Below are 26,264 nucleotides of genomic sequence, written 5' to 3'. Positions count from 1 at the left end.
CTGGGAATTCAAAACCGCGCGACACGCGCCTAAAGGGGAGAAACTGCATGACCCGCTCAACAATGAAAGGCTTGCTGCTCGCATCGAGCATTCTCGGCTCGGCCGGGCTTGCACAAGCCCAGGACGCAACGCTGACGATCGAAAGCTGGCGCAATGACGACCTGGCGATCTGGCAGGAAAAGCTGATCCCCGCCTTCGAGGCGAAGAACCCGGGCATCAAGGTGGTATTCGCGCCCTCGGCCCCCACCGAATACAACGCCGCCCTCAACGCCAAGCTCGACGCCGGCTCCGCGGGTGACCTGATCACCTGCCGTCCCTTCGACGCCTCGCTCGAACTCTACAACAAGAAGCATCTTGCCGACCTGACCGGTCTTCCCGGCATGGAGAATTTCTCCGACGTCGCCAAATCCGCGTGGACGACCGACGACGGCAAGGCGACCTTCTGCGTGCCGATGGCTTCCGTCATTCACGGCTTCATCTACAACAAGGATGCCTTCGACCAGCTCGGCCTTTCCGTTCCGACGACCGAGGAGGAGTTCTTCACGGTCCTCGAAAAGATCCAGGCGGACGGCAACTACATCCCGATGGCGATGGGCACGAAGGATCTCTGGGAAGCCGCCACGATGGGCTACCAGAACATCGGCCCGAACTACTGGAAGGGCGAGGAAGGCCGTCTGGCTCTGCTGAAAGGCGAGCAGAAACTGACCGACGAGCCGTGGGTCGAGCCTTTCCGCGTGCTGGCGAAGTGGAAGGATTATCTCGGCGACGGCTTCGAGGCACAGACCTATCCGGACAGCCAGAACCTCTTCACGCTCGGCCGGGCGGCGATCTACCCGGCCGGCTCCTGGGAAATCTCCGGCTTCAACACACAGGCCGAATTCAAGATGGGCGCCTTTCCGCCCCCGGTGAAGAAGGCGGGCGATACCTGCTACATCTCCGACCACAACGACATCGGCATCGGCCTCAATGCCAAGAGCAAGAATGCGGATGCCGCCAAGACCTTCCTCACCTGGGTCGCCTCGCCGGAGTTCGCGGAAATCTATGCGAACGCCCTGCCCGGCTTCTTCAGCCTGAATTCGACGGCGGTGAAGATGTCCGATCCGCTCGCTCAGGAATTCGTCTCCTGGCGGGAGAAATGCAAGCCGACCATCCGCTCGACCTATCAGATCCTGTCGCGCGGAACCCCTAACCTCGAGAACGAAACCTGGGTCATGTCGGCCAATGTCATCAACGGCACGGACACGCCGGAGGCGGCGGCCAAGAAGCTCCAGGACGGCCTCGACAGCTGGTTCAAGCCGGTAAAGTAAGACCGGAACGGGGTGCGTGGATGCCGTCTGCGCACCCTCCCCGACATGTGCAAACGTATCGCATGCGGGACGGCGTCATGGATTGCTCGGGCACCGGCGCTACGGCGCCGCGCCTGTGACGGGCGGATCGAAGCGGCTTGCCGGCTCTCCGCGACCCCGGGACGCCAGACGGAAGCACGGTGCAAGGCAGGAAGCCGCGCCGCATTTCGAAAGAAATCGAGGCTGCGCCCTTATGGCCAGCCGGTTTGAGAACGGGCCAGAGGCCGATGAACCCACGTGAAATCACGACCGACGTCACCGAGATCAGGCGCCCGCGGCGCTGGCACATCCTCGTCTTTCTGCTGCCGGCGCTCGTCGTCTACACGGCGGTGATGATCCTTCCGCTCTTCGAGACGCTGCGCCAGTCCTTCTACAACACGGTTGACGGCCAGTTGACCTTCGTGGGCCTGGGCAATTTCAAGGTTCTGTTCGGCGACCCGCGCTGGGCGGCGGATTTCTGGAACGCGCTCAAGAACAATTTCGTCTTTTTCCTGATCCACATGGCCGTGCAGAACCCGATCGGCATCGCGCTCGCCGCCATGCTGTCCGTCCCGAAGCTGCGCTTCGGCGCCTTCTATCGCACGGCGATCTTTCTGCCGACGCTGCTCTCCTTCGTCATCGTCGGTTTCATCTGGAAGCTGATCCTGTCGCCGATCTGGGGCGTCGCCCCCTATCTTCTCGACACGGTCGGCCTGCGGTCGCTGTTCGGGCCCTGGCTCGGCAAGCCCGACACCGCGCTTATCGCCGTTTCGCTCATTTCCGTCTGGCAATATATCGGCATCCCGATGATGCTGATCTATGCGGCGCTTCTCAACATTCCAGACGAGGTGACCGAGGCGGCGGAGCTCGACGGCGTCACCGGCTGGAGCCAGTTCTGGAAGATCAAGCTTCCGCTGATCCTGCCTGCCATCGGCATCGTGTCGATCCTCACCTTCGTCGGCAATTTCAACGCCTTCGACCTGATCTATACGGTGCAGGGCGCGCTGGCCGGCCCGGACAAGTCGACCGACATCCTGGGCACCCTGCTCTATCGCACCTTCTTCGGTTTCCAGCTTCAGCTCGGCGACCGTTCGATGGGCGCGACGATCGCCGCAATCATGTTCCTGATCATTCTCGCCGGCGTCGCGCTCTATCTCTTCGGCATACAGCGCCGCATGCGCCGCTATCAGTTCTAAGGAGGATAGAAGATGTCGAAAGCACGCGCCTCCTTCGTGCGCATGGGCGCCGTTCACGCGGCCCTGATCGCCTATACGCTCGTTGCACTCTTTCCGGTGTTCCTGACGATCGTAAACTCGTTCAAGAGCCGCAACGCGATCTTCCGGGAGCCTCTGGCGATCCCGACACCCGAGACCTTCAGCCTGATCGGCTACGAAACGGTGCTGAAGCAGGGTGACTTCATCGGCTATTTCCAGAACAGCATCATCGTCACCGTGGTCTCGATCGCGCTCGTCCTGCTGTTCGGCGCCATGGCCGCCTTCGCGCTTTCCGAATACCGCTTCCGCGGCAATACGCTGATGGGACTCTATCTGGCGCTTGGCATCATGATCCCGATCCGGCTCGGAACGGTGGCGATCCTGCAGGGCATGGTGGCGACTGGTCTCGTCAATACGCTGACCGCGCTGATCCTCGTCTATACGGCGCAAGGCCTGCCGTTGGCGGTATTCATTCTGTCCGAGTTCATGCGCACCGTATCCGACGACCTGAAGAATGCCGGACGCATCGACGGCCTGTCGGAATATGCGATCTTCCTGCGGCTGGTGCTGCCGCTCATCCGCCCGGCCATGGCGACGGTCGCCGTCTTCACCATGATCCCCATCTGGAACGATCTCTGGTTCCCCCTGATCCTCGCGCCCGCCGAGGCGACCAAGACCGTCACCCTCGGCTCGCAGATCTTCATCGGCCAGTTCGTCACCAACTGGAACGCGGTCCTCTCGGCGCTGTCGCTGGCGATCTTCCCGGTCCTCGTCCTTTACGTCATCTTCTCGCGGCAGCTGATCCGCGGCATCACGGCAGGAGCAGTCAAGTGAATTCATCCGCACCCCCGATCCGCGTGCTCAGCGCCGGGCTCGGCAATATGGGCCGCAGCCACGCGCTCGCCTATCATCAGAACCCCGGCTTCGAAATCGCCGGGCTGGTCAACCGATCGAAGGTGGCGCTGCCCGAGGCTCTGGCAGGATACGAGATCCTGCCGTCGTTCCCGGAGGCGCTGGCCGCGCTGAAGCCGGAGCTCTGCTCGATCAACACCTATTCCGACACGCATGCGGACTATGCGGTGATGGCGATGGAGGCGGGAGCCCATGTTTTCGTGGAGAAGCCACTGGCAACGACGGTCGTCGACGCCGAGCGCGTCGTCGCCTGCGCCCGGGCCAACGGCCGCAAGCTGGTCGTCGGCTATATCCTGCGCCACCACCCGTCCTGGATGCGGCTGATCGCGGAAGCCCGCAAGCTCGGAGGGCCCTTTGTCTTCCGCATGAACCTGAACCAGCAGTCGAGCGGCCCGACCTGGATGACGCACAAGTCGCTGATGCAGACGACACCGCCGATCGTCGATTGCGGCGTCCACTATGTCGACGTCATGTGCCAGATCACCGATGCCAGGCCCGTCGAGGTGCGCGGCATGGGCTTGAGGCTCTCGAACGAGATCGCCGCGGATATGTACAATTACGGGCATCTGCAGGTGATCTTCGAGGACGGCTCTGTGGGCTGGTACGAGGCGGGTTGGGGGCCGATGATCTCCGAGACGGCCTTTTTCGTGAAGGACGTGATGTCTCCGAACGGCGCCGTGTCGATCGTCATGGATCAGAACGCCAAGTCGGACGACATCGACGTGCACACGAAAACCTCCGTCATCCGCGTGCACAGCGCCGCGACGGGACCGGACGGCCGGTTCCTGAAATCCGACGAGGACCTGGTGATGGAGGGCGAGCCCGGCCACCAGGAGCTTTGCGACCGCGAGCAGGCCTTCGTGCTCAAGGCCATCCGAGAAGACATCGATCTCGGCCGGCACATGGACGATGCGGTGCAGTCGCTGAAGATCTGCCTCGCCGCCGACGAGAGTGTGCGCACCGGCAAGCCGGTCGAGCTTTAACCCAAGAGGGCGACACGTGGGATCACTTCAACTCAAAACCATCCGCAAGGCCTTCGGCAGTCATGAGGTGCTGAAGGGCATCGACCTGGACGTGAAGGACGGCGAGTTCGTCATCTTCGTCGGTCCGTCCGGCTGCGGAAAGTCGACGCTTCTGCGCACTATCGCCGGCCTCGAGGACGCGACCTCGGGCAGCGTTCAGATCGACGGCGTCGAGGTCGGCCATGTGGCGCCGGCCAAGCGCGGCATCGCCATGGTGTTTCAGTCCTACGCGCTCTATCCGCACCTGACCGTCAAGGACAATATGGGCCTCGGGCTGAAGCAGGCGGGTGTGCCGAAGGCGGAGATCGAAGAAAAGGTCGCCAAGGCGGCCGGCATGCTGTCGCTAGAACCCTATCTCGCCCGCCGTCCGGCCGAGCTTTCCGGCGGCCAGCGTCAGCGCGTGGCGATCGGCCGCGCGATCGTGCGCGAGCCGAAGCTCTTCCTTTTCGACGAGCCGCTGTCGAACCTCGACGCGGCGTTGCGCGTCAACACGCGGCTCGAGATCGCCCGCCTTCACCGCAGCCTCAAGGCGACGATGATCTACGTGACCCACGATCAGGTCGAGGCGATGACGCTTGCCGACAAGATCGTCGTGCTGAATGCCGGCCGGATCGAGCAGGTCGGCTCGCCGATGGAGCTCTACAATCGCCCGGCCAACCTTTTCGTCGCCGGCTTCATCGGCTCGCCGCAGATGAATTTCATCGAAGCCGCAAAGCTCGGCGACGGAGAGGCAAAGACGATCGGTATCCGTCCGGAGCATATCGGCCTCTCCCGTGAAAGCGGGGACTGGAAGGGCAAGGTGATCCATGTCGAGCATCTTGGCGCCGACACGATCATCTATATCGAATCGGAGGCGGTCGGCCTGCTGACGGTGCGCCTCTTCGGCGAACACCGCTATGCCGCCGACGACATCGTCCACGCGACGCCGGTAATCGGCAGCATGCACCGCTTCGATGCGGACGGGCGGGTGATCAGGTCGGGTCAGTAAGAGACGAAGTGCCGGTATGATTGCCCCTCACCCTAACCCTCCGCACGCGGGCCGTGGCATCGTGGCGCAGGCGGTCCCGTGTTTTCCTTCTCCCCGCCGGCGGGGAGAAGGTCGCGGCAGCCGGATGACGGGACGATTTGCACTCTGAAACAGCTTCGGCCCGAATCACACCTGCGTGATTCACCACGCGCCGCAACGCCGAAACCGTTGCGACTCCCCCCTTTTTTGCCTCCCCGTCCGGCGCGTCGAAACTCTGTTGCACTGCGGCAGAAATTAACATACATTGGCGTCTGTATATTAGCTTTCCGGTATTTTCCACTCCGATACCGGCTCCGCTTCACCTCACTTTTGGACCGCGCAGCGCTTGCGAAACGCCGCGACTGCGGCCGGTCCTTTGACAATATGGACATTGCGATGCGCATGAACCGACCGATATTGGCCGCCGCGCTGGCATCCGTGATTTTTCTCGCGGGCTGCCAGAAGAATGAAGAACAGCAGGCCGCGGCTGCCGCCCCTCCGCCGTCGCCGGTCGCCGTCTTCACGACGAAGGCGGAACCTCTGCCGATCACCAACGAACTGCCCGGCCGCATCACCGCCACCCGCATCGCCGAGGTCCGCCCGCGCATCTCCGGCATCGTCGTCGAGCGCGTGTTCGAGCAGGGCACCATGGTCAAGGAAGGCGACGTGCTCTACCGCATCGACCCGGCACCGTTCCAGGTCAAGGTGGACAGCGCCGCGGCGACGCTGAAGCGCGCTCAGGCGGTGGTCGATCAGGCCAAGCGGACGGCCGACCGCCAGTCGCGCCTGAAGGAGGCGCAGGTCACCGCCGTGCAGCAGTACGACGATGCGATCGCGGCCCTCGCCCAGGCCGAGGCCGATGTCGGCATCGCCGAGGCAGGGCTCGCCGAGGCCAAGCTCAATCTGCAATATACGAACGTCACCGCTCCGATCAGCGGCCGGATCGGCCGGGCGCTGATCACCGAAGGCGCGCTCGTCAACACCAACGACACTCAGAACCTTGCAACGATCCAGCAGCTCAACCCGATCTACGCCGATTTCACCCAGTCGGCGACGGATCTGATCCGCCTGCGCAAAGCGCTCAAGGACGGCCAGTGGATGAGCGCCAACAACGAGGCCGAGGTTCAGCTGATCCTCGACGACGGGACGCCCTACGCCCTCAAGGGCAGGCTGCTCTTCTCAGAGGCCGCCGTCGACGCGACCACGGGCCAGGTGACGCTGCGCGGCGAATTCCCCAACCCGAACAACGATCTGCTGCCGGGCATGTATGTCCGCGTCCAGATCCAGCAGGGTTTGGAAAAGGACGCGATCACCGTCCCGCAGCAGGCCGTGCAGCGCAACAATGCCGGGCAGTCGCAGGTCTATGTCGTGAATGCCGACAACAAGGTTGAATTCCGCAACGTCACGCTCGGACGCACCGTCGGCGAGCGCTGGCAGGTGACCTCCGGCCTGAAACCCGGCGAAAAGGTCATAGTCGAGGGTTTCCAGAAAGTCGGCCCGGGCGCGCCCGTGCAGCCTTCCGACTGGGACCCGAATGCAAAGCCCGCGCCCGAACAGGCCAGCGCTTCGGCCGATGCCGGCGAAAAGCCCGGCACCGAAGTGAAGTGAGACCGATATCATGCCCAGTTTTTTCATAGACAGGCCGATCTTTGCCTGGGTGGTGGCGATCTTCATCATGATCGCCGGCATCATGGCTATTCCGCTCCTGCCGGTTTCGCAGTATCCGGATGTCGCACCGCCGCAGATATCGATCAATACCAACTATCCCGGCGCCTCCTCGCAGGACACCTATCAGAGCGTCACGCGGCTGATCGAGGATGAGCTGAACGGCGTCGAGGGGCTGCTTTACTTCGAATCGTCGACCAGCTCCTCCGGCTCGGTCTCGATCGACGCCACCTTCCAGCCGGGCACCGATCCAAGCCAGGCCTCGGTCGACATTCAGAACCGGGTGCAGCGCGTCGAACCGCGCCTGCCCGATCCCGTCAGGCAGCAAGGCGTGCAGGTGGACGAGGCCGGCGCCGGCTTCCTGCTGATCATCTCGCTGACTTCGACCGATGGTTCGATGGACGCGATCGGGCTCGGCGACTATCTCAGCCGCAACGTGCTCAGCGAAATCCAGCGCGTGCCCGGCGTCGGACGCGCCCAGCTCTTTGCGACCGAGCGCTCGATGCGCGTCTGGCTCGATCCCGACAAGATGCTCGGCCTCAACCTGACGGCGGCCGACGTCACGGCAGCGATCCAGGCTCAAAACGCCCAGATCGCCTCGGGCTCGATCGGCGCCCAGCCGAATCCGATCACGCAGCAGGTCACCGCTCCGGTCGTCATCAAGGGTCAGCTTTCGAGCCCGGAGGAATTCGGTGCCATCGTGCTCAGGGCGAATGCCGACGGCTCCGCCGTGCGGCTGCGCGACGTCGCGCGCCTCGAGATCGGCGGCGAAAGCTACACCTTCTCCACCCGCCTCAACGGCAGCCCCTCGGCGGCCATCGCCGTGCAGCTTTCTCCGAGCGGCAACGCGATGTCGACCTCGGCAGCGATCAAGGCGCGCATGGACGAGCTGGCGGAGTTCTTCCCGGAAGGGCTCGAATATTCGGTCCCCTATGACACCTCGCCCTTCGTCGCGGTGTCGATTGAGAAGGTGCTGCACACCCTCGTCGAGGCCGTCGGCCTCGTCTTCCTGGTAATGTTCCTCTTCCTGCAGAACGTCCGCTACACGATCATTCCCACCATCGTCGTGCCGGTCGCCCTGCTCGGCACCTGCGCCGTCATGCTGGCGATGGGCTTCTCGATCAACGTGCTGACGATGTTCGGCATGGTGCTGGCGATCGGCATTCTCGTCGACGATGCGATCATCGTGGTCGAGAACGTCGAGCGTATCATGTCGGAAGAAGGGCTCACTCCGAAGGATGCAACCCGCAAGGCGATGAAGCAGATCACCGGTGCGGTGATCGGCATCACCCTGGTGCTGGCCTCGGTGTTCATCCCGATGGCCTTCTTCCCGGGCGCCGTCGGCGTGATCTATCGCCAGTTCAGTCTTACCATGGTCGTCTCGATCCTGTTCTCGGCGCTGCTTGCGCTCTCGCTGACGCCGGCGCTTTGCGCAAGCTTCCTCAAGCAGGTTCCGAAGGGTCACCATCACGCCAAGCGCGGCTTCTTCGGCTGGTTCAATCGCGGCTTCGACCGGACGTCGCACGGCTACACGCGCGCCGTCGGAGGCATCGTCAGGCGGACCGGCCGCTTCATGGTCATCTATCTAGCGCTGCTCGCCGGCCTCGGCTGGGCCTTTCTCCAGCTTCCTTCGTCGTTTCTGCCGGACGAGGACCAGGGCTTCGTCATCGTGATGATGCAATTGCCTTCGGAAGCGACTGCAAACCGCACCACGGAGGTGATCGAGCAGACCGAGACCATCTTCGGCCAGGAAAAGGCGGTCGACACGATCGTGGCGATCAACGGTTTTTCCTTTTTCGGCAGCGGGCAGAATGCGGGGCTCGCATTCGTGACGCTCAAGGACTGGAGCGAGCGCGATGCTGACAACTCCGCCCAATCGATCGCCGGCCGCGCCACGATGGCCATGAGCCAGATCAAGGATGCGATCAGCTTCGCTCTGTCGCCTCCGGCGATCCAGGGGCTCGGGACGACCGGCGGGTTTTCCTTCCGCCTGCAGGACCGTGCGGGTCTCGGTCAAGAGGCGCTGGCGCAAGCGCGCGATCAGCTGCTCGGCCTCGCCTCCCAGAGCAAGGTCCTGACCGGGGTCCGCTTCGAGGGCATGCCCGATGCGGCGCAGGTCAGCGTCAATATCGACCGCGAGAAGGCCAATACCTTCGGCGTGACCTTTGCCGACATCAACTCGACCATCTCGACCAATCTCGGCTCGTCCTATGTCAACGACTTCCCGAATGCCGGCCGCATGCAGCGCGTGACGGTGCAGGCGGACGAGACGAAGCGCATGCAGACGGCGGATCTCCTGAACCTGAACGTCCGCAACTCCAATGGCGGCATGGTTCCGCTTTCGGCCTTTGCGGACGTGGAATGGGTAAAGGCGCCGACGCAAACGGTGGGCTATAACGGTTATCCGGCGGTCCGCATCAGCGGCGAGGCCGCTCCCGGCTACTCCTCCGGCGATGCGATCGCCGAGATGGAGCGCCTGGTGGCCCAGCTTCCCGCGGGCTTCGGCTATGAGTGGACAGGGCAGTCGCTGCAGGAAATCCAGTCGGGCTCGCAGGCGCCGCTCCTGATTGCGCTCTCTTGCCTGCTCGTCTTCCTGTGCCTGGCCGCGCTCTATGAGAGCTGGTCCATTCCGGTCTCGGTCATCATGGTCGTGCCGCTCGGCGTCATCGGCGCCGTGCTTGCGGTGACGATGCGCGACATGCCGAACGACGTCTACTTCAAGGTCGGCCTGATCGCGATCATCGGGCTTTCGGCGAAGAACGCGATCCTGATCATCGAGTTCGCCAAGGAACTCCGCGAACAGGGCAAGTCGCTCATCGACGCAACACTGGAGGCTGCGCATCTGCGCTTCCGGCCGATCCTGATGACCTCGCTCGCCTTCACCCTCGGCGTCCTGCCGCTGGCGATCGCGACGGGCGCGAGTTCCGGCAGCCAGCGCGCCATCGGCACGGGGGTCATGGGCGGCATGATCTCGGCGACGGTGCTGGCGATCTTCTTCGTCCCGGTCTTCTTCGTGTTCGTGATGAAGATCTTCGAACGCGGAAGAGCGGCGCCGGAGGCGGCCAAGTCAGCATCCGAAACCGCCAGCCCGGCCGAATAATATCGAAGACGGCCCGCCCGCCTAGGGCGGCGGGCGGGCCGTCGCCGAAGGAGAATTTGAATAGATGCGCCGAACCAAGGCCGACGCCGAGGCTACACGACAGAAGATCCTGTGTGCCGCCGAGCGGATGTTCTACAAGAAGGGCGTTCCCAATACGACGCTCGAGGAAGTGGCGAAGGAGGCGGGCGTCACCCGCGGCGCCATCTACTGGCATTTCGCCAACAAGACGGATCTCTTCCTCGCCCTTTACGAGGCCGTGCCGCTGCCTCACGAAGACATGATCGCACGCGAGATCGAAACGGAACCCTTCGACACGCTCGCCATCGTCGAGAGCGCGACCAGCGACTGGTTGACGACCCTGGCCGCGGACGAGCAGCGGCAGCGCATTCTCGCGATCATGCTGCGCTGCGACTACGACAATGACATGTCCGCCGTTCTCGTGCGCCAGCGCGAGATCGATGAGCGCCACGATGCCCTTCTCGAGCTTGCCTTCGCCCGGGCACTGGAAAGGGGCCAGTTGCAGGAGCACTGGGCGCCGCCGACCGCGGCGCGGGCCCTGCGCTGGATGATGATGGGGCTTTGTACCGAATGGCTGCTGTTCGGCCGCCGCTTCGACCTCGTGGCCCAGGGGAGCGAAGCGCTCCAGTCTCTCTTTGCGGGCTTCCGGCGGGTGCCGGCGCGCGGCGATACCTCCCCACACCTCGGCGCTGGAGCGGAATGAAGAAAAGAGCGCGATGAGGAAAAACGTGTGCGGTTTCCGCCCGCATCCCGCGTCTCAACTTCCTGAAACCGATCACGGTCGTGCTTTTAGGTCGACCCGACCCAAAACCATCGTGATCTAGCTGAGCACTTTGCGCATATCGACCGAGGTCGGGCGGGTGAAGCCTGGATGGGCGGTTCGCGCCGTCTCCACGAAGCCCAAAGCCGCAAAAGCGGCCTGGTTCCCGGTGAGTTCGATGCGTGTCTGAAGCCTCAGCGCAGGCAGGCCCAGACCGCGCGCCGTTTCCTCGGCGGCGGCGATGAGCATCCGCCCTACTCCCTTTCCCTGGAAGCCGAGCGACGGCGAGTTTGCCGATATAGAGACAGTCCGCTTCCGGCTTACAGAAGATGCAGCCCAGGAGGTCACGCCCGGCGACGGCCGCGAAGGCGATCTCGTCTCTTGCTTTCCGGTTAAGGGAGGCCGCCGTCAGCGTATGGGCCGAGGAGGGCGGATCGATGCGGCCGTCCATATAGGCGAAGGACGCACGGATCAGCGACAGCAACTCCTCGTAACGATCGAAGCTGGCGTCGATGCGAACCGTCTCCATGGCGTCCTCAGCGCGTGCCGCGTCGATAGCGGATCGTGTCGAACCGGGCGGCGAGCGCATCGTAGAGCAGCAGACGGCCGACCAGCGGCTCGCCGATGCCGGTGACGAGCTTGATCGCTTCCATCGCCTGCAGCGTGCCGATGACGCCGGTGAGCGCGCCCAGGACGCCCGCTTCGGCGCAGCTTGGCACGGTGCCCGGCGGCGGCGGCTCCGGGAAGAGATCGCGGTAGGAGGGGTTCGGGTGCCCCTCGGCATCGGTCTCGTACGGCTTCAGCACGGTGACCGAGCCGTCGAAGCGTCCGACGGCACCGGTGACGAGCGCCACGCCTGCCGCCGCGGCCGTATCGGCGGCGAGATAACGCGTATCGAAATTATCCGACCCGTCGACGACGAGATCGTATTGGCGCAAGAGCGCATCTGCATTTTCGGGGTCCAGCCTGAGCGCGTGCGTCACGACCTTCACATGCGGATTGAGGGCGTCGATCGCCGCGGCGGCGCTCTCGACCTTCGGCCGCCCGATATCGGCGGTGGCGTGGATCACCTGACGCTGCAGGTTCGACAACGAGACCACGTCATCGTCGACGACCCCGAGCGTGCCGACACCGGCGGCCGCGAGATATTGCAGAGCCGGCGCGCCGAGCCCGCCCGCGCCGATGACGAGCACGCGCGCGGCCTTGAGTTTCTGCTGCCCCGGGCCGCCGATCTCCGGCAGCACGATGTGGCGTGCGTAGCGCGCAATCTCCGAAGGAGCGAGCGTCGCATCGGTCGTCATATGCGTCTCCATTTAATTTCCGCGGACGGCGCTCTATGTCACCCGGAAACGCGGCCGTTTGCAACGGCCAGATATTGAGCCCGCTCGCCAAGGGCGTCGAACATCGCCCGGTCGGTGCCCGTCATGAAGGCCTGGCCGCCGAGCCCATCGACCAGATCGAAGAGGGCGGCACGGCGTCCCCGGTCGAGATGGGCGGCGATTTCGTCGAGCAGCAACACCGGGGCGTGGCCGGTCATATCCCCGACGAGCCGTGCATGCGCGAGAACCAGACCGACGAGCAGCGCCTTCTGCTCGCCGGTCGAACAGCGCTCTGCCTCCATGTCCTTTTCCCGGTGGCGGATCAGGAGATCGGTCCGGTGCGGTCCGTCGAGCGTGCGGCCGGCGGCCGCATCGCGGGCACGGCCTTCGGCGAGCATTGTCAGATAACGCTCTTCGAGTTCAAAGGCGGGAATACCTGCACAGTCGTCGAGAAAGCCGGCGAGCGACAGGCTTGCGGACGGAAAGGTCACATCGCTCCGGCTTCGCTCGACGAGGGCCGAGAGCAGGCCGAGCATCTCCTGACGGGCGAGCGCCATGGAGATGCCGAGCCCGGCCATTTCGCGCTCGATGGCCGACAGCCAGGCGGGATCGGGTCGGAATTCCGAGAGTAGCCGGTTGCGGCTGCGCATGGCGCGCTCGAACTCGCTGGCGCGCCGGCCGTGCCCGGGATCGAGCGACAGTACCAGCCGGTCGAGAAAGCGCCTGCGGTCGGCGGAAGGGCCGGTGAAGAGGCCATCCATCGCCGGCGTGAGCCAGAGCACCCGGAGGTGATCGGTGAGTTCGTCGACCGTGCGGGCCGCAGTGCCGTTGAGTCTGAGGCGCCGTGATTGCCCCTCCTCGGCCCCTTGAGTCCCCGTGCCGATCTCCACCGACCCTTCCATGCCGTCGACGGCGGCGAAGATCGAGAAACCATCGGCGGCGCCGACGCGGGCGATATCGGCATAGGCAGCGCGCCTCAAGCCGCGCCCGGGCGAAAGAAGGGAGACCGCCTCCATCAGGTTGGTTTTGCCCGCGCCGTTCTCGCCGGTCAGCACCACATGGCGCTGGTCGAGGTCGAGCGCCAGCGTTGCATAGTTGCGAAAGTCGCTCAGTTTCAGGCGTGTGAGAAAGACCTTGTGGGGCATTGCGGGTCCGAATTCGACGTTGCTGTCAGGTAGGATGAAAGCCGGGCCAAGGCAAGGCGGAAAGGGGTGTTCCGTCTGCCTCTCTCCGGCCCGCGGCGATTCCGTGTCCGGGCTGCGCATTTCCGCCCAATCGCCTGTGGGAAAGCCCTTTTTTTCGGCCGCATCGGAACTTTCCCCGAGCGCGCAAGTACAATATGACAATTGCGTGACAATCGACAGTTGGATGGATCGCTGATGCTCGGCCTGTTTCGCAAGCTCCTCCCCCGGGAAGACCGTTTCTTCGACCTCTTCGCCGACCATTCGCGCACCGTCATGGGTGCGGCGGAGGCGCTGAACGCGCTTCTTGCCGGCGGCCCTGACATCGAAAGCCATTGCGACCGCATCGTCGCGCTCGAGAACGAGGCCGACGAGATCACCCGCGAGGTTCTGCTGGCCGTCCGCCGCAGCTTCATCACCCCCTTCGACCGCGGCGACATCAAGGATCTCATCCAGTCGATGGACGATGCGATCGACATGATGCACAAGACGGTGAAAACGATCCGGCTCTATGAACAGAAGAGCTTCGACCCCGGCATGCAGGCCATGGGCGCGGCGGTCGTCGAGGCCGCCCATCTGGTCGCCGAGGCCATTCCGCTCCTCAGTCGCATCGGCGCCAATGCGCACCGCCTCGGCGCCATCGCCGAGGAGGTGACGCATGTCGAGGATAGGTCCGACCAGCTCCACGAGCAGGGCCTGAAGGATCTCTTCCAGCGCCACGGCGCTTCCAACCCCATGGCCTATATCATCGGCAGCGAGATCTACGGCGAGCTGGAAAAGGTCGTCGATCGCTTCGAGGACGTGGCGAACGAAATCAGCGGCATCGTGATCGAGAACGTCTGATGGATGCGACGCTCGCCTTCCCGCTGCTCGTGGGGCTCATTGCTGTCGCGCTTTTCTTCGACTTCCTCAACGGGCTGCACGATGCGGCCAATTCGATCGCGACCATCGTTTCGACCCGCGTGCTCCGGCCGCAATATGCGGTTTTCTGGGCGGCGTTCTTCAACTTCATCGCCTTCCTCTTCTTCGGACTGCACGTCGCCGAAACGCTCGGAACGGGCATCATCGATCCGGGTATCGTCACGCCGCAGGTGATCTTCGCGGCGCTGATGGGTGCAATCACCTGGAACATCGTCACCTGGGTCTTCGGCATCCCGTCGAGTTCCTCGCACGCGCTCATCGGCGGCCTCGTGGGTGCCGGGCTGGCCAAGACCGGTTTCAGCTCGATCGTCTGGCAAGGACTGCTGAAGACCGCCGGCGCCATCGTCATGTCGCCGGGCATCGGCTTCGTTCTGGCACTGCTGTTGATCCTGATCGTCTCCTGGGTGTTCGTTCGCCAGACACCCTTCGCCGTCGACAGCACCTTCCGGGTGCTGCAATTCGTTTCGGCTTCACTCTATTCGCTCGGCCATGGCGGCAACGATGCGCAGAAGACCATGGGCATCATTGCCGTGCTTCTCTTCTCGCAGGGCTATCTCGGCTCGGAATTCTACGTGCCCTTCTGGGTGGTCATCACCTGCCAGGCGGCGATCGCGCTCGGCACGCTCTTCGGCGGCTGGAGGATCGTCCACACGATGGGCTCGAAGATCACCAAGCTCAACCCGATGCAGGGCTTCTGCGCCGAGACGGGCGGCGCCATCACGCTGTTCGCGGCGACCTGGCTCGGCATTCCGGTTTCGACCACCCACACGATCACCGGCGCGATCATCGGCGTCGGCGCGGCGAGGCGGGTGTCGGCGGTGCGGTGGGGGCTCGCCGGCAACATCGTCGTCGCGTGGGTGATCACCATGCCGGCGGCAGCGTTGATCTCGGCGCTCTGCTATTTCGCCGTGGACCTCATCGCCTGACGCTTTCGCCAGGCACCCCGTTGGCATTGCCGTCGGCGGGGAGTATATTCCCGCTATCTAATAGAATTGCATTCGGAGGAGAGTGAAACTTCCATCGTATCTGGGGAGGAAACGATGACGGACGTCGAGTGGACGATCAAGGGCCGCGAATTCATCCATTGCAACTGCGCCTATGGCTGCCCGTGCCAGTTCAACGCACTGCCTACCAAGGGGCATTGCCGCGCGATCGGGGTCGTCGATATCGACGAGGGACACCATGGCGACACCCGGCTCGACGGCTTGAGATGCGGCATGATCGTATCCTGGCCCGGCGCCATTCATGAGGGCAGGGGCGCGGTGGTCCCGATCATCGACGAGCGTGCCTCCGACGAGCAGCGGGAGGCGCTGCTGCGGATCATGAGCGGCCAGGACACCGAGCCCGGCGCCACCTTCTTCCAGGTGTTCGCGACGACTTTCGAGACCTTCCACGACCCGGTTTTCGCGCCGATCGATTTCGAGATCGACGTCGAAAGGCGCTCGGCGCGCGTCAACATTCCGGGATGGATGGAGGCTCGCGGCGAGCCCATCGTCAATCCGGTGACCGGTGAGGAGCACCACGCCCGCATCAACCTTCCGCACGGCTTCGAATACGACCGCTGCGAGGTGGGGCGCGGCTGGGCCGAGACGAGCGGGCCGCTGGCGGTTTCGCTCGCGGATTCGCACGCCCACTTCGCCAGACTGCACATGACCGGAAGCGGCGTGGTTCACTGACGTCATGCCGGCCGACACCGCGCTTGAAAGCCTGCTCAGGCGGGATCGCGTCATCGTGGCAGCGTCGCTCGCCGCATTGACGGTGATCGCCTGGACATACACTCTTTGGCTGGCAGCAGCCATGAGCGGCGACGGCATGAGCATGTCCGGTCCCGGCATGGGAGCGGACATGCGGATGGACCCTGCCATGGAGATGGACGGCATGGAGATGGAAGCCGGCGCCGCCCCGTCGCTCGGCACCGTCCTCGGCATTTCACCGCGTCCCTGGAGTTCCGTAGAGGCCGGCGTCACCCTGACCATGTGGGTCGTGATGATGGTCGGCATGATGCTGCCTTCGGCAACGCCGATGATCCTGCTCTATGCCCGGGTCGGCCGGCAAAGCCGGAAGGAGGGCAAGCCCTTCGCGGCGACCGGTTTTTTCGCCGGCGGCTATCTCCTTGCCTGGGTGGGATTTGCGCTTGCCGCGACGCTTGGGCAATGGCTCATGGAGGGAACCCTGCTGTCGCCGGCGCTGGCAAGCGCCAGTCGCATCTTCAGCGGTGCCGTGTTGATCGTCGCGGGTCTTTACCAATGGACGCCGCTCAAGGATGCCTGCCTCAGCCAGTGTCAGACGCCGATCGTCTTCCTGCAGTGCCACGGCGGCTTTCGCCGCGACCCGGCGGGAGCCGTCGGACTGGGCTTGCGCCACGGGCTCTATTGCATCGGCTGCTGCTGGGCGCTGATGACGCTTCTTTTCGTCGGCGGCATCATGAATGTGCTCTGGATTGCGGCAATCGCCATCTTCGTGCTGGCGGAGAAGGTGTTCTTCCCGGGCCGCCTCCTCTCCCGTATTGCGGGCACGCTGCTCATCGCCGCCGGCCTGTGGCAATTGATTTCAGCTGCAATATAGGCGGATGGCGCCATGCAGGGGGACCGCCGCCGCCTTCTCCCGGTTTCACCGGAGAAGGGACAAGCCGCGCAGTCCCGGGCCCCTTCCCCAAGCGGCCGCACAGGGGAAGGCGCAACATCCGAGACGTTACCTCAATCGCTCAACGTATCGAAGAAATCCTTCATCCGGGAGAAGAAGCCCGTCGATTCGGGATTGTTCTCCTTGGAGGAGATCTGCTCGAATTCGTGCAGCAACTCGCGTTGGCGCTTGGTGAGCTTCTGCGGCGTCTCGATTTGAATCTGGATATAGAGATCGCCCGTCTGGCTGGAACGCAGCACCGGCATGCCCTTGCCCTTGAGGCGGAACTGCTTGCCAGCCTGCGTGCCTTCCGGCACGGTGACGCGCGATTTGGTACCGTCGAGCGTGGTAACGTCGAACTTGCCGCCGAGCGCCGCCGTCGTCATCGAGATCGGCACGGCGCAATAGAGATCCGCGCCGTCGCGCTGATAGAACTCATGCGGTTTGACCGAGAGGAAGATGTAGAGGTCGCCCGCCGGGCCGCCGCGAAGGCCGGCCTCACCCTCGCCGGAAAGCCGGATGCGCGTGCCGTCCTCGATACCGGCCGGAATGTTGACCGAGAGCGTCCGCTCCTCCACGACGCGGCCCTGGCCGTGGCATTTGGTGCAAGGGTCGGCGATCGTCTGGCCGCGGCCGCCGCAGGTCGGGCAGGTCCGCTCGATCGAGAAGAAGCCCTGGGCCGCGCGGACGCGGCCGGTGCCCTGACAGGTGCCGCAGGTCTTCGGGCTGGTACCGGGCTTGGCGCCCGTGCCGGTGCAGACGTCACAGGTGATCGACGTCGGCACGCGGATCTGCGCCGTCTTGCCGGAATAGGCCTCCTCGAGCGAAATCTCCATGTTGTAGCGCAGGTCCGCGCCGCGCTCGCGTCCGCCGGACGAGCGGCGCTGACGGCCACCCATCATTTCGCCGAAGATGTCCTCGAAAATATCGGAGAAGCCGTGCGCTCCGCCGCCGGCGAAGCCGTTGCCGAAGCCTCCGCCCATGCCGCCCTGCTCGAAGGCCGCATGGCCGTAACGGTCATAGGCTGCGCGTTTCTGCGGGTCCTTCAGCGTTTCATAGGCTTCGTTGATTTCCTTGAAGGACTTTTCCGATTCCTGGTCGCCGGGATTCCTGTCCGGGTGATATTTCATCGCGAGTTTGCGAAAGGCGCTCTTCAGCTCCTTTTCGTCCGCGTTTTTTTGAACGCCAAGCGTTTCGTAAAGATCACGTTTCATGCTTCAAAGATCGTCCTGTTATCAGCGACAGGGCTTGCCAGCGCGAAGGATCCGACGGCTGCCTGATTATCTTGCCACAGGATTTAGTAAACCTTTAAGCGCGATACCATAGCCAAGTCGGGGCGGAAGCCGTTTTTTGTCGGAAAACGGCGGTTTCGCAGCCACTTTCCTGCGCAGGGTCGGTTCGCTTCCACGCCTGGGGCCGCAGCCCATCAACCATCTATGAAAAAGCCCGGGATTGCTCCCGGGCCCGTTCATCGAAAGGCGAAGCCGTCAGGCCGACCGCTTACGGTCGTCTTCGTCCTTGACTTCCTCGTAGTCGGCGTCGACCACGTCATCGCCGGAGCGCTTGGCGTCGGCGGCGGCATCCGCATGGGCGGCGTCCGTCTGCTGAGCCTCATAGATCGCCTGACCGAGCTTCATGGAGACTTCCATGAGGGTATTGGTCTTGGCCTTGATGTCCTCGGCGTCCGGCTCGGAGGCTTCGACGGCGCTCTTGAGCGCTGCGATCGCATCCTCGATCGCCTTGCGGTCCGTCTCGGAAACCTTGTCGCCATGCTCCTGGAGCGACTTCTCCGAAGAATGGATCAGGCTTTCGGCCTGGTTCTTGGCCTCTACGCCTTCGCGGCGCTTCTTGTCGGCCTCCGCATTGGCTTCGGCATCCTTGACCATCTTCTCGATCTCGGCGTCGGAAAGGCCACCCGAGGCCTGGATGCGGATCTGGTGCTCCTTGCCCGTGCCCTTGTCCTTGGCGGACACCTGGACGATGCCGTTCGCATCGATGTCGAACGTGACCTCGATTTGCGGCACGCCGCGCGGTGCCGGCGGAATGCCGACGAGATCGAACTGGCCGAGCAGCTTGTTGTCGGCCGCCATTTCACGCTCGCCCTGCGAGACGCGGATCGTCACGGCGGACTGGTTGTCGTCGGCCGTCGAGAAGACCTGGCTCTTCTTCGTCGGGATCGTCGTGTTGCGCTCGATCAGGCGGGTGAAGACGCCGCCGAGCGTTTCGATACCGAGCGAGAGCGGGGTGACGTCCAGCAGCAGCACGTCCTTGACGTCGCCCTGCAGAACGCCCGCCTGGATCGCGGCGCCCATGGCAACCACTTCATCCGGGTTGACACCCTTGTGCGGCTCCTTGCCGAAAAGCTGCTTCACCGTTTCCTGAACCTTCGGCATGCGGGTCATGCCGCCGACGAGAACGACTTCGTCGATCTCGGCAGCCGAAACGCCGGCATCCTTGAGCGCGGCCTTGCAGGGCGCGATGGTCTTCTGGATCAGGTCTTCGACCAGGCTCTCGAATTTGGCGCGGGACAGCTTCATCGTCAGGTGCTTCGGACCGGAAGCGTCCGCCGTGATGAACGGCAGGTTGATTTCGGTCTGCTGCGAGGACGAGAGTTCGATCTTCGCCTTTTCGGCAGCTTCCTTCAGGCGCTGCAGCGCGAGCTTATCGTTCTTGAGGTCGATGCCTTGCTCCTTCTTGAACTCGGAGGCAAGATATTCGACGAGGCGCATGTCGAAGTCTTCACCGCCAAGGAAGGTGTCGCCGTTGGTCGACTTCACTTCGAAGACGCCGTCGCCGATTTCCAGGACCGAGATGTCGAACGTGCCGCCGCCAAGATCGTAGACGGCGATCGTCTTGCCTTCCTTCTTGTCGAGGCCGTAGGCAAGGGCCGCTGCGGTCGGCTCGTTGATGATGCGCAGCACGTCGAGACCGGCGATCTTGCCGGCATCCTTCGTGGCCTGGCGCTGTGCGTCGTTGAAGTAGGCCGGAACGGTGATGACGGCCTTTTCGACCTTTTCACCGAGATAGGACTCGGCCGTTTCCTTCATCTTCTGAAGGATCATCGCGGAGATCTGCGACGGAGAGTAGCTGGTGCCGTGGGCTTCGACCCAGGCGTCGCCATTGTCTGCCTTGACGATCTTGTAGGGGACCATCCCCTTATCCTTCTGGGTCGTGGGATCCTCGAAGGTGCGGCCGATCAGGCGCTTGATCGCAAAAAGCGTGTTTTCGGGATTGGTCACCGCCTGGCGCTTGGCCGGCTGGCCGACGAGACGTTCGCCGTCTTCGGTGAATGCCACCATGGAGGGGGTCGTGCGCGCGCCCTCCGCATTCTCGATCACCTTCGCGTCCTTGCCGTCCATGACGGAGACGCAGGAGTTGGTCGTTCCCAGGTCAATACCAATAACTTTAGCCATGTCGTTCTCTCCTTGCAGCGGACTGTCGGAACCCGGTCAGGCATTCGTGGGACAGCCCCTAACGGGATGGTCTTTGTCTTTCATCGCAGCCGCGGCTGCATCGATGCGGCGTATATAAGGACCGGCGTTTCGGACTGCAAGGCATTCTGCGGGGGGAACGACGGCAAATGCAAGCCGTCATCCACAAACACCCGACGGGGGCCCGCTGCCGCTGGTTCAGCCGCCGGTCAGCAGGTCGAACAGCGTCGTTCGGCGGGTCCCACCGGTGGTCTCTCCGACGCCGGCCGGCGGGACTGGTCCTCCGGCCTGTTCTGCAGGCCGGACCTGATCGACCGCGGCCATGCCGTCCATGCTTTCGACGCTGTCCATGCCTGCCGGGCGCTCGGGAAAGACGTCGGGATTACCCGTGCCGAAACCCTCGGCCGGCATTTCGTCGGCAGCAGCGATGCCGCCCTCGTCGAAGACGGGCTGCACGCCCGTCGTGCCGAAGAGCGGCGACGGCGAAAGACCCTCATGCGCCGCAACCATGAAATCGTGCCAGGCCCTGGCGGGAAGGCCGCCGCCGGTGACCTTCTTCATGAATTTTCCGTCGTCGTTGCCAAACCAGATGCCGGTCGCGAGGTTGGAGGTGTAGCCGACGAACAGGGCGTCGCGGAAGGACTGCGTCGTTCCGGTCTTCCCGGCCGCCTCCCAGCCCGGCAGGCGCGCATTTTTGCCGGTGCCATCCGTCAGCACGCGCACCATCATCCGGTTCATCTCGCTGACGATCGCCGGATCGAGCACCCGCGGCGGGTTGTCGTAGGTGTTTTCGTAAAGCACGGCGCCGTCGGCGGCGGAGATGCGCCGGATGACGTGCGGCGTCGCCTTGAAGCCGCCATTCATGAAAGGCGCATAGGAGGACGTCAGCTCCACCAGCGTCACTTCCGACGTGCCGAGCGCGATCGATGCATTGGCCTGCATCTCGGAATCTATGCCCAGCCGGTGCGCGAGCTTGACCACGTTCTGCGGCCCCACCTCCATGACGAGCTGGGCGGCGATGGTGTTCAGCGAATTGGCGAGCGCATCGGCGAGCGTCACCTCGCCGCGGTATTTCTGATCATAGTTTTCAGGTGTCCAGTTGCCGATCCGGACCGGCGCGTCGTTGCGCACGGACATCGGCGTGCGGCCGATCTCGAGCGCCGCCGCGTAGACGAAGGGCTTGAAGGCCGAGCCCGGCTGGCGCTTCGCCTTGGAGGCGCGGTCGAACTGGCTTTCGGCATAGTCCCTGCCGCCGACGAGCGCGCGGATGGCGCCTGTGCCGTCGATCGAGACGAGCGCCGCCTGGGAGGCGTTGAGCTTGCCGCCCTCGGCCTCGAGCCTCTCGGCGAGCACCTCTTCCGCCTTCTTCTCGAGCGCAAGGTCGATGGTCGTATCGATGACGAGGTCTTGCGTGACTTCGCCGATCATGCCGGGGAGCTGGTCCATCACCATGTCGGCGACATAGTGCTCGGCGCCGGACCAGAAGCTCTTTGCCCGTGTCGGCGCCTGCGACATCGCCGTCTTGATCTCGGAGTCGCTGATGAAGCCTTCCTCGCGCATTGCGCCGAGCACGAGCTGTGCGCGCTCCTCCGCCGCTTCGGGGTCTCGGGCCGGTGACAGCCGTGAGGGAGCTTTCAGAAGGCCTGCGAGCAGCGCCGCTTCGCCGAGATTGACGTCGCGCGCCGACTTGTTGAAGTAACGCCGCGAGGCCGCCTCGACGCCATAGGCGTTCGACCCGAAGAAGACGCGGTTGAGATACATGGCCAGGATCTGGTCCTTGGTGTATTTCTGCTCCAGCCAAAAGGCGAGCAGCACCTCCTGCACCTTGCGCTCCAACGTCCGCTCCGGCGAGAGAAACAGGTTCTTGGCAAGCTGCTGGGTGAGCGTGGAGCCGCCCTGGACCATGCGGCCGCTCATGACGTTCGTGAGCATGGCGCGCGCCAGCCCCAGCGGATCGACTCCGAAATGCGAATAAAAGCGGCGATCCTCGATGGCGATCACCGCCTGCGGGATATAGGGCGACATGTCTTCGAGAGCGACCGCCTCGCCGCCGGTCGCGCCCCTGTTGGCAATGATGTCGCCATTCGCCGCGAGAATCTTGACGTTGGGCGGCCGTTCGGGAATCGACCAGCTCGTGGCGCTCGGCATGCGCGCCCCGTAATAGAGCACGAGCCCGCCGACGCCGATCGCGCCCCATATGCCGAGCACGATGCACCAATAGGCGAGCCGCCGGACGAGGCCGAAGAACCCGCCGCCGGAGCCGCTTCTTCCGGAGCCGCGCCCGCCGGCGCGCCTGCCGGGCTTTTCTCGCCTCGCACCGCGTTCGGGCGGCTTGGCGCGCTTCGGCTTGCTGCCGCCGCCCGAGACGCGGTCGCTCGCGTCGACGCGCAGGTCGCCGCCGTCGTCGCTACTGCCGAAGGAAGGCTCGATCCGCTGTCCTGATTTGCCGCTCGCCATGCCGGAAGGAAATATCCCCTTTGGGGGCCAAACCGGTGCCCATCGCCCGCAGGCGATCCCGGCCGTGCCGTTGTCGTGCGGTAGGCTCCACCCCGTCCGCTGGTCCCGATGCGTTGTACTTTAAATGCGGCAATTTAAGGGGAAGTTAAGAGCTCTCTTGCGAAAAAGGCAGATTGTTCAAAACCTTGCATCGGCCCCCGGCCTCCTGGTTCCTCACCTTCGGAAGGCTGAACGCCGCCTTGCATCCGGCGCAATGCTGCAATGCAACATTCGCACTATTACCTCAACGAAAATAATCTATTCTCCTCCTTGTCGAAGCGCTGTACCTCCTCCCACGGCGCCCGGCATTCGGTCGGTTCACTCCTCCTCCCAGAACCGATCAAGTTTAAGACCCCGAGCCACCTCCTCCCGGCTCGGGGTCTTTCTGTATCTGGCGATACCTGAAAACGCATCGCATTCGCGCGACGCGCTTCGGATCCGGCCAGATGCACAGGGCGAAAAACTCGTGGCTGCGGCCGCAAAGCGCGTGTATCACCACCCCATGAGATCCAAGGCAAACGGTTACGTCTTCGCGCTTCTGGCGATCGTCATCTTCTCGATCCAGGACGGCATCTCCAAGCATCTGGGCGCCATCTATCCGCCGGTCTTCGTGGCAATGATCCGCTACTGGGCATTTGCCGGCTTCGCTGCGGTGATCGCGGCGCGGGCGCCGGGCGGATTTGCCGCGACCGCGGTGACGAGAAAGCCGCTCATTCAGTTCCTGCGGGGCGTCCTGTTGCCCGTACAGATCGTCGTGGTGATCACGTCCTTCACCATCGTCGGGCTGGCGCATTCGCAGGCGATCCTCGCGGCCACTCCGCTCTTCGTGGCGCTCCTGTCGATGCCTCTGCTCGGCGAACGGGTCGGGTGGCGGCGCTGGTCGGCGATTGCCGTCGGACTCATCGGCGTTCTTCTGATCCTGCGGCCGGAAGACGGGTCGTTCGACGTGAACTTTCTGCTGCCGCTGGCGGCAGCGGTGATGTTCGCCTTCTATGTCATCACCACCAGGCTTGCCAGTCGCGACGATTCGGCGATGACCAGCTTCTTCTATACCGGCATCGTCGGCGCCTTCGCGATCAGTCTCGTCGGGCCCTTCTTCTGGGCGACGCTTTCCGGGGCGGACTGGATCTGGATGGTGCTGCTCTGCATCACCGGCACGTCGAGCCACTATTTTCTGATCCGCGCCTACGACATGCTCGATGCCGCCGCGGTTCAGCCGCTTACCTACCTGCAGCTCGTCTTCGCCTCCGTCATGGGCGTGACCATCTTCGGAGAGACGCTGACGACGAACATGATCATCGGCTCGGTGCTGGTGGTCGCCGCCGGCATCTTCACCATCTGGCGCGAGCATGTCGTCGGCCGGCGAAAGGCCGGTCTGCCGCCGCGGTAAGCCTCTCCTTCGACTCAAAATCGTCGGGATCGTACAGGACACTCGCGAGCGCGCCGGCTTCTCGGCCGGCCGGCTCATCCGTTCGAAAGGAGAGAGAATGAGGGTTCGCTGCACCGTGCTGATCGCCCTTGCCGCCCTTGCCGCGCAGGGGATCGGGGCCAGGGCACAGGAGGAATTTCCCTATGTCGACGACCGCTCCGACGGCGCGGCGCTCGTCCGCTCGCTCTACAACGCGATCAACCGGAAGGAATATGCCAGAGCCTACGGCTACTTCGGAGCGTCGAAACCCGTCGGCGAGTTCAAGGCCTTCGCCGACGGTTACGCCAAGACGGTGTCGGTGGAAGCGAAGTTCGGCAAGGTCGTCACGGAGGGCGCTGCCGGCAGCATCTATTCGGCCGTTCCGGTTGCGATCAAATCCATCGAACAAGGCGGAAAGACCCGCTTCTTCTCCGGCTGTTACGTGACGAGGATCATCAATCCGTCGCTCCAGGTGCCGCCCTTCACGCCCTATCAGATCGAGACGGCCCGGCTCGACGAAGCGGAAGGCCCCATCGAGAAGGCGATCCCCGCCACCTGCAACGCCCCCTGAGGTCCGGACGGAAAAGCGTTACACACTTTTCCTGGAAGTGCTCCAGCGAAACTCTACGGCTCCTTCGCGGCACGCTCGGCCAGAAAGCGGGAATGCTCGAAGACGAGAATGACGACGAGCGCCAGCACGAAGGGGACGAGGAGGTAGAGCAGCCGAAAAATGGCAAGCGCAGCCAGAACGTCGGCCGGGTCCATTTCCGGAAGCGCCGCGATGAAGACGAATTCAAGCACACCGATGCCGCCCGGCGCATGGGAGAGCAGCGCGGCGGAGAAGGATGCGAGGAAGATGCCCAGAATGACCACATAGCCGGGATTGCCGGCTTCGGGCAGCGCGAAATAGATGATGCCGGCAGCGCCCAGAAGCTCGACGGGGGCGATGATCAATTGCCTCAGCACGATGGAGGGCCGCGGGTAATGCAGCTGGAACCAGCGCGTGCGCAGCGGCCGCATGCCGACCAGGCTGCCGAGGACGTAGAGCGCGATGAGCGCGAGAATGAGGCCGCCCGTCGTCAACGACATTTCGATGGGCAGGAACTCCGAAAATCTCTCGATGATATTCGGCCTCAGGAGCAGCACGATGGCCGAGAGCATCAGCGTGCCGAGCGTGAAGGTGAAGGAGCAGAAGGCGACGAGCACGCCCACCTCTCCGGGCGTCAGGCCTTTCGACCGATACGCTCGATAGCGCACCACCGCGCCGGAAAAAACCGAGGCGCCGAGATTGTGCGAAAGCGCATAGGTGGTGAACGAGCAGAGGGTGATGAACCACAGCGAGATGCGGTGGCCGAGATGATCGAGCGCCAGCCGGTCATAGGCGGCAAGCGCCGCATAGGCGACAAGCGTCGAACCGATGGCGAGCAGCCAGCTTTCGAGCGATATGGCCTGGAAACTCGCCAGGAACTCGTTGAGAGACAGGCCGCGCAGTTCATCGACGAGCGCGCGCACCGAAACCAAGATCGCGGCAAGCCCCACAACGGGCCAGAAATATGCCTTGAACCGTTTCATGCCGGGGCTTCTGCGTGATTTTCCGGCGGAAATCGATTCACGAGCGAAGCGTCGCGGCGATGCGGGTGCCCATCAGCAGCGGCCGGTTGAAGGCACGCCAAGCGCTTCGCGGTTCTGCCGAGGTGGCGATGCCCATTCTGCGTAACGAAAGAAACATGCTCGGGACGAGGCGTCCCGATCCTTGCACTTGCCAACAGCCCATTTCCCACTTTGATTTGTTTTCAAAAAGGGAAGCATCCCAAGGCAGGCAGGTCAAGCAAAGTCGACTTGATATCCGTCAAGCGGGTGCGAT

20 protein-coding genes and 1 pseudogene are annotated in these 26,264 nt (G+C 63.8%); 14 read left to right on the top strand and 7 right to left on the bottom strand.

Annotation, left to right across the window (positions count from 1 at the left end):
- Positions 1–47: 47 nt before the first annotated feature.
- From ACTJKL_RS08165 to ACTJKL_RS08130, 8 genes are all read left to right on the top strand, one after another.
- The gene (locus tag ACTJKL_RS08165; protein ID WP_100669881.1) at positions 48–1,307 is read left to right on the top strand and encodes an ABC transporter substrate-binding protein; all 1,260 of its coding nucleotides are present in this window, start codon (positions 48–50) and stop codon (positions 1,305–1,307) included.
- A 266-nt stretch (positions 1,308–1,573) separates the two neighbouring features.
- Positions 1,574–2,521 carry a carbohydrate ABC transporter permease gene (locus ACTJKL_RS08160; protein ID WP_018093826.1) on the top strand — a complete coding sequence of 316 codons (948 nt, stop codon included), beginning with the start codon at positions 1,574–1,576 and terminating at the stop codon, positions 2,519–2,521.
- Positions 2,522–2,533: 12 nt separating this feature from the next.
- Entirely contained in the window at positions 2,534–3,373 is an 840-nt protein-coding gene (locus ACTJKL_RS08155; protein ID WP_100669883.1) for a carbohydrate ABC transporter permease, read from the top strand.
- Positions 3,370–4,434, top strand: coding sequence for a Gfo/Idh/MocA family protein (locus ACTJKL_RS08150; protein ID WP_100669884.1), 1,065 nt, complete (start codon positions 3,370–3,372; stop codon positions 4,432–4,434). Before ACTJKL_RS08155 ends, ACTJKL_RS08150 begins: the two co-directional genes overlap by 4 nt.
- A 16-nt stretch (positions 4,435–4,450) precedes the next feature.
- The gene (locus tag ACTJKL_RS08145) at positions 4,451–5,461 is read left to right on the top strand and encodes an ABC transporter ATP-binding protein (protein ID WP_440852662.1); all 1,011 of its coding nucleotides are present in this window, start codon (positions 4,451–4,453) and stop codon (positions 5,459–5,461) included.
- Positions 5,462–5,875: 414 nt separating this feature from the next.
- The gene (locus tag ACTJKL_RS08140; protein WP_512556636.1) at positions 5,876–7,087 is read left to right on the top strand and encodes an efflux RND transporter periplasmic adaptor subunit; all 1,212 of its coding nucleotides are present in this window, start codon (positions 5,876–5,878) and stop codon (positions 7,085–7,087) included.
- Positions 7,088–7,097: 10 nt separating this feature from the next.
- Positions 7,098–10,244: a multidrug efflux RND transporter permease subunit gene (locus ACTJKL_RS08135; RefSeq protein ID WP_440852661.1), complete on the top strand. Its 3,147-nt coding sequence runs from the start codon at positions 7,098–7,100 to the stop codon at positions 10,242–10,244.
- Positions 10,245–10,308: 64 nt separating this feature from the next.
- Entirely contained in the window at positions 10,309–10,965 is a 657-nt protein-coding gene (locus ACTJKL_RS08130; protein WP_324762677.1) for a TetR family transcriptional regulator, read from the top strand.
- Between the two features lie 117 nt (positions 10,966–11,082).
- Here ACTJKL_RS08130 and ACTJKL_RS08125 read toward each other — a convergent pair.
- The 3 genes and pseudogenes from ACTJKL_RS08125 to recF form a co-directional block, all read right to left on the bottom strand.
- A pseudogene (locus ACTJKL_RS08125) lies at positions 11,083–11,551 on the bottom strand (GNAT family N-acetyltransferase).
- Positions 11,552–11,558: 7 nt separating this feature from the next.
- On the bottom strand, positions 11,559–12,335 hold the full coding sequence (locus ACTJKL_RS08120; RefSeq protein WP_440852660.1) for a molybdopterin-synthase adenylyltransferase MoeB: 777 nt from the start codon (positions 12,333–12,335) through the stop codon (positions 11,559–11,561).
- Positions 12,336–12,361: 26 nt separating this feature from the next.
- Positions 12,362–13,486, bottom strand: a complete 1,125-nt coding sequence (recF, locus tag ACTJKL_RS08115) for a DNA replication/repair protein RecF (protein WP_440852659.1) — start codon at positions 13,484–13,486, stop codon at positions 12,362–12,364.
- Positions 13,487–13,720: 234 nt separating this feature from the next.
- Between recF and ACTJKL_RS08110 the strand changes: the two genes are divergently transcribed.
- The 4 genes from ACTJKL_RS08110 (at position 13,721) to ACTJKL_RS08095 (ending at position 17,008) form a co-directional block, all read left to right on the top strand.
- On the top strand, positions 13,721–14,365 hold the full coding sequence (locus tag ACTJKL_RS08110; protein ID WP_018093816.1) for a DUF47 domain-containing protein: 645 nt from the start codon (positions 13,721–13,723) through the stop codon (positions 14,363–14,365).
- On the top strand, positions 14,365–15,369 hold the full coding sequence (locus tag ACTJKL_RS08105; protein ID WP_018093815.1) for an inorganic phosphate transporter: 1,005 nt from the start codon (positions 14,365–14,367) through the stop codon (positions 15,367–15,369). Before ACTJKL_RS08110 ends, ACTJKL_RS08105 begins: the two co-directional genes overlap by 1 nt.
- A 114-nt stretch (positions 15,370–15,483) precedes the next feature.
- Positions 15,484–16,119, top strand: a complete 636-nt coding sequence (locus ACTJKL_RS08100; protein ID WP_440852658.1) for a DUF1326 domain-containing protein — start codon at positions 15,484–15,486, stop codon at positions 16,117–16,119.
- A gap of 4 nt (positions 16,120–16,123) precedes the next feature.
- A complete protein-coding gene (locus tag ACTJKL_RS08095; RefSeq protein ID WP_440852657.1) occupies positions 16,124–17,008 on the top strand; it encodes a DUF2182 domain-containing protein in 885 nt (294 codons plus the stop codon).
- 131 nt (positions 17,009–17,139) lie between these two features.
- Here ACTJKL_RS08095 and dnaJ read toward each other — a convergent pair whose 3' ends face one another.
- The 3 genes from dnaJ to ACTJKL_RS08080 form a co-directional block, all read right to left on the bottom strand.
- Complete coding sequence (gene dnaJ / locus ACTJKL_RS08090) at positions 17,140–18,279, bottom strand: molecular chaperone DnaJ (RefSeq protein WP_440852656.1); 1,140 nt, start codon at positions 18,277–18,279, stop codon at positions 17,140–17,142.
- A gap of 273 nt (positions 18,280–18,552) precedes the next feature.
- Complete coding sequence (dnaK, locus tag ACTJKL_RS08085; protein WP_100669893.1) at positions 18,553–20,478, bottom strand: molecular chaperone DnaK; 1,926 nt, start codon at positions 20,476–20,478, stop codon at positions 18,553–18,555.
- A 216-nt stretch (positions 20,479–20,694) separates the two neighbouring features.
- Entirely contained in the window at positions 20,695–22,953 is a 2,259-nt protein-coding gene (locus ACTJKL_RS08080) for a transglycosylase domain-containing protein (RefSeq protein WP_440852655.1), read from the bottom strand.
- Between the two features lie 505 nt (positions 22,954–23,458).
- Between ACTJKL_RS08080 and ACTJKL_RS08075 the strand changes: the two genes are divergently transcribed.
- On the top strand, positions 23,459–24,382 hold the full coding sequence (locus ACTJKL_RS08075) for a DMT family transporter (protein ID WP_440852654.1): 924 nt from the start codon (positions 23,459–23,461) through the stop codon (positions 24,380–24,382).
- Between the two features lie 97 nt (positions 24,383–24,479).
- Positions 24,480–24,971, top strand: a complete 492-nt coding sequence (locus ACTJKL_RS08070; RefSeq protein ID WP_411923543.1) for a hypothetical protein — start codon at positions 24,480–24,482, stop codon at positions 24,969–24,971.
- Positions 24,972–25,024: 53 nt separating this feature from the next.
- On the opposite strand, the gene ACTJKL_RS08065 is transcribed toward ACTJKL_RS08070, so the two are convergent.
- A complete protein-coding gene (locus ACTJKL_RS08065) occupies positions 25,025–25,972 on the bottom strand; it encodes a lysylphosphatidylglycerol synthase transmembrane domain-containing protein (protein WP_100669895.1) in 948 nt (315 codons plus the stop codon).
- Between the last annotated feature and the right edge of the window lie 292 nt (positions 25,973–26,264).

It is taken from the genome of Sinorhizobium sp. 22678 (assembly GCF_052044265.1).
Taxonomy (GTDB): domain Bacteria; phylum Pseudomonadota; class Alphaproteobacteria; order Rhizobiales; family Rhizobiaceae; genus Sinorhizobium; species Sinorhizobium meliloti_A.
The sequence above is the reverse complement of the archived record's forward strand: the minus strand, read 5'-3'. Positions and strand labels throughout refer to the sequence as shown.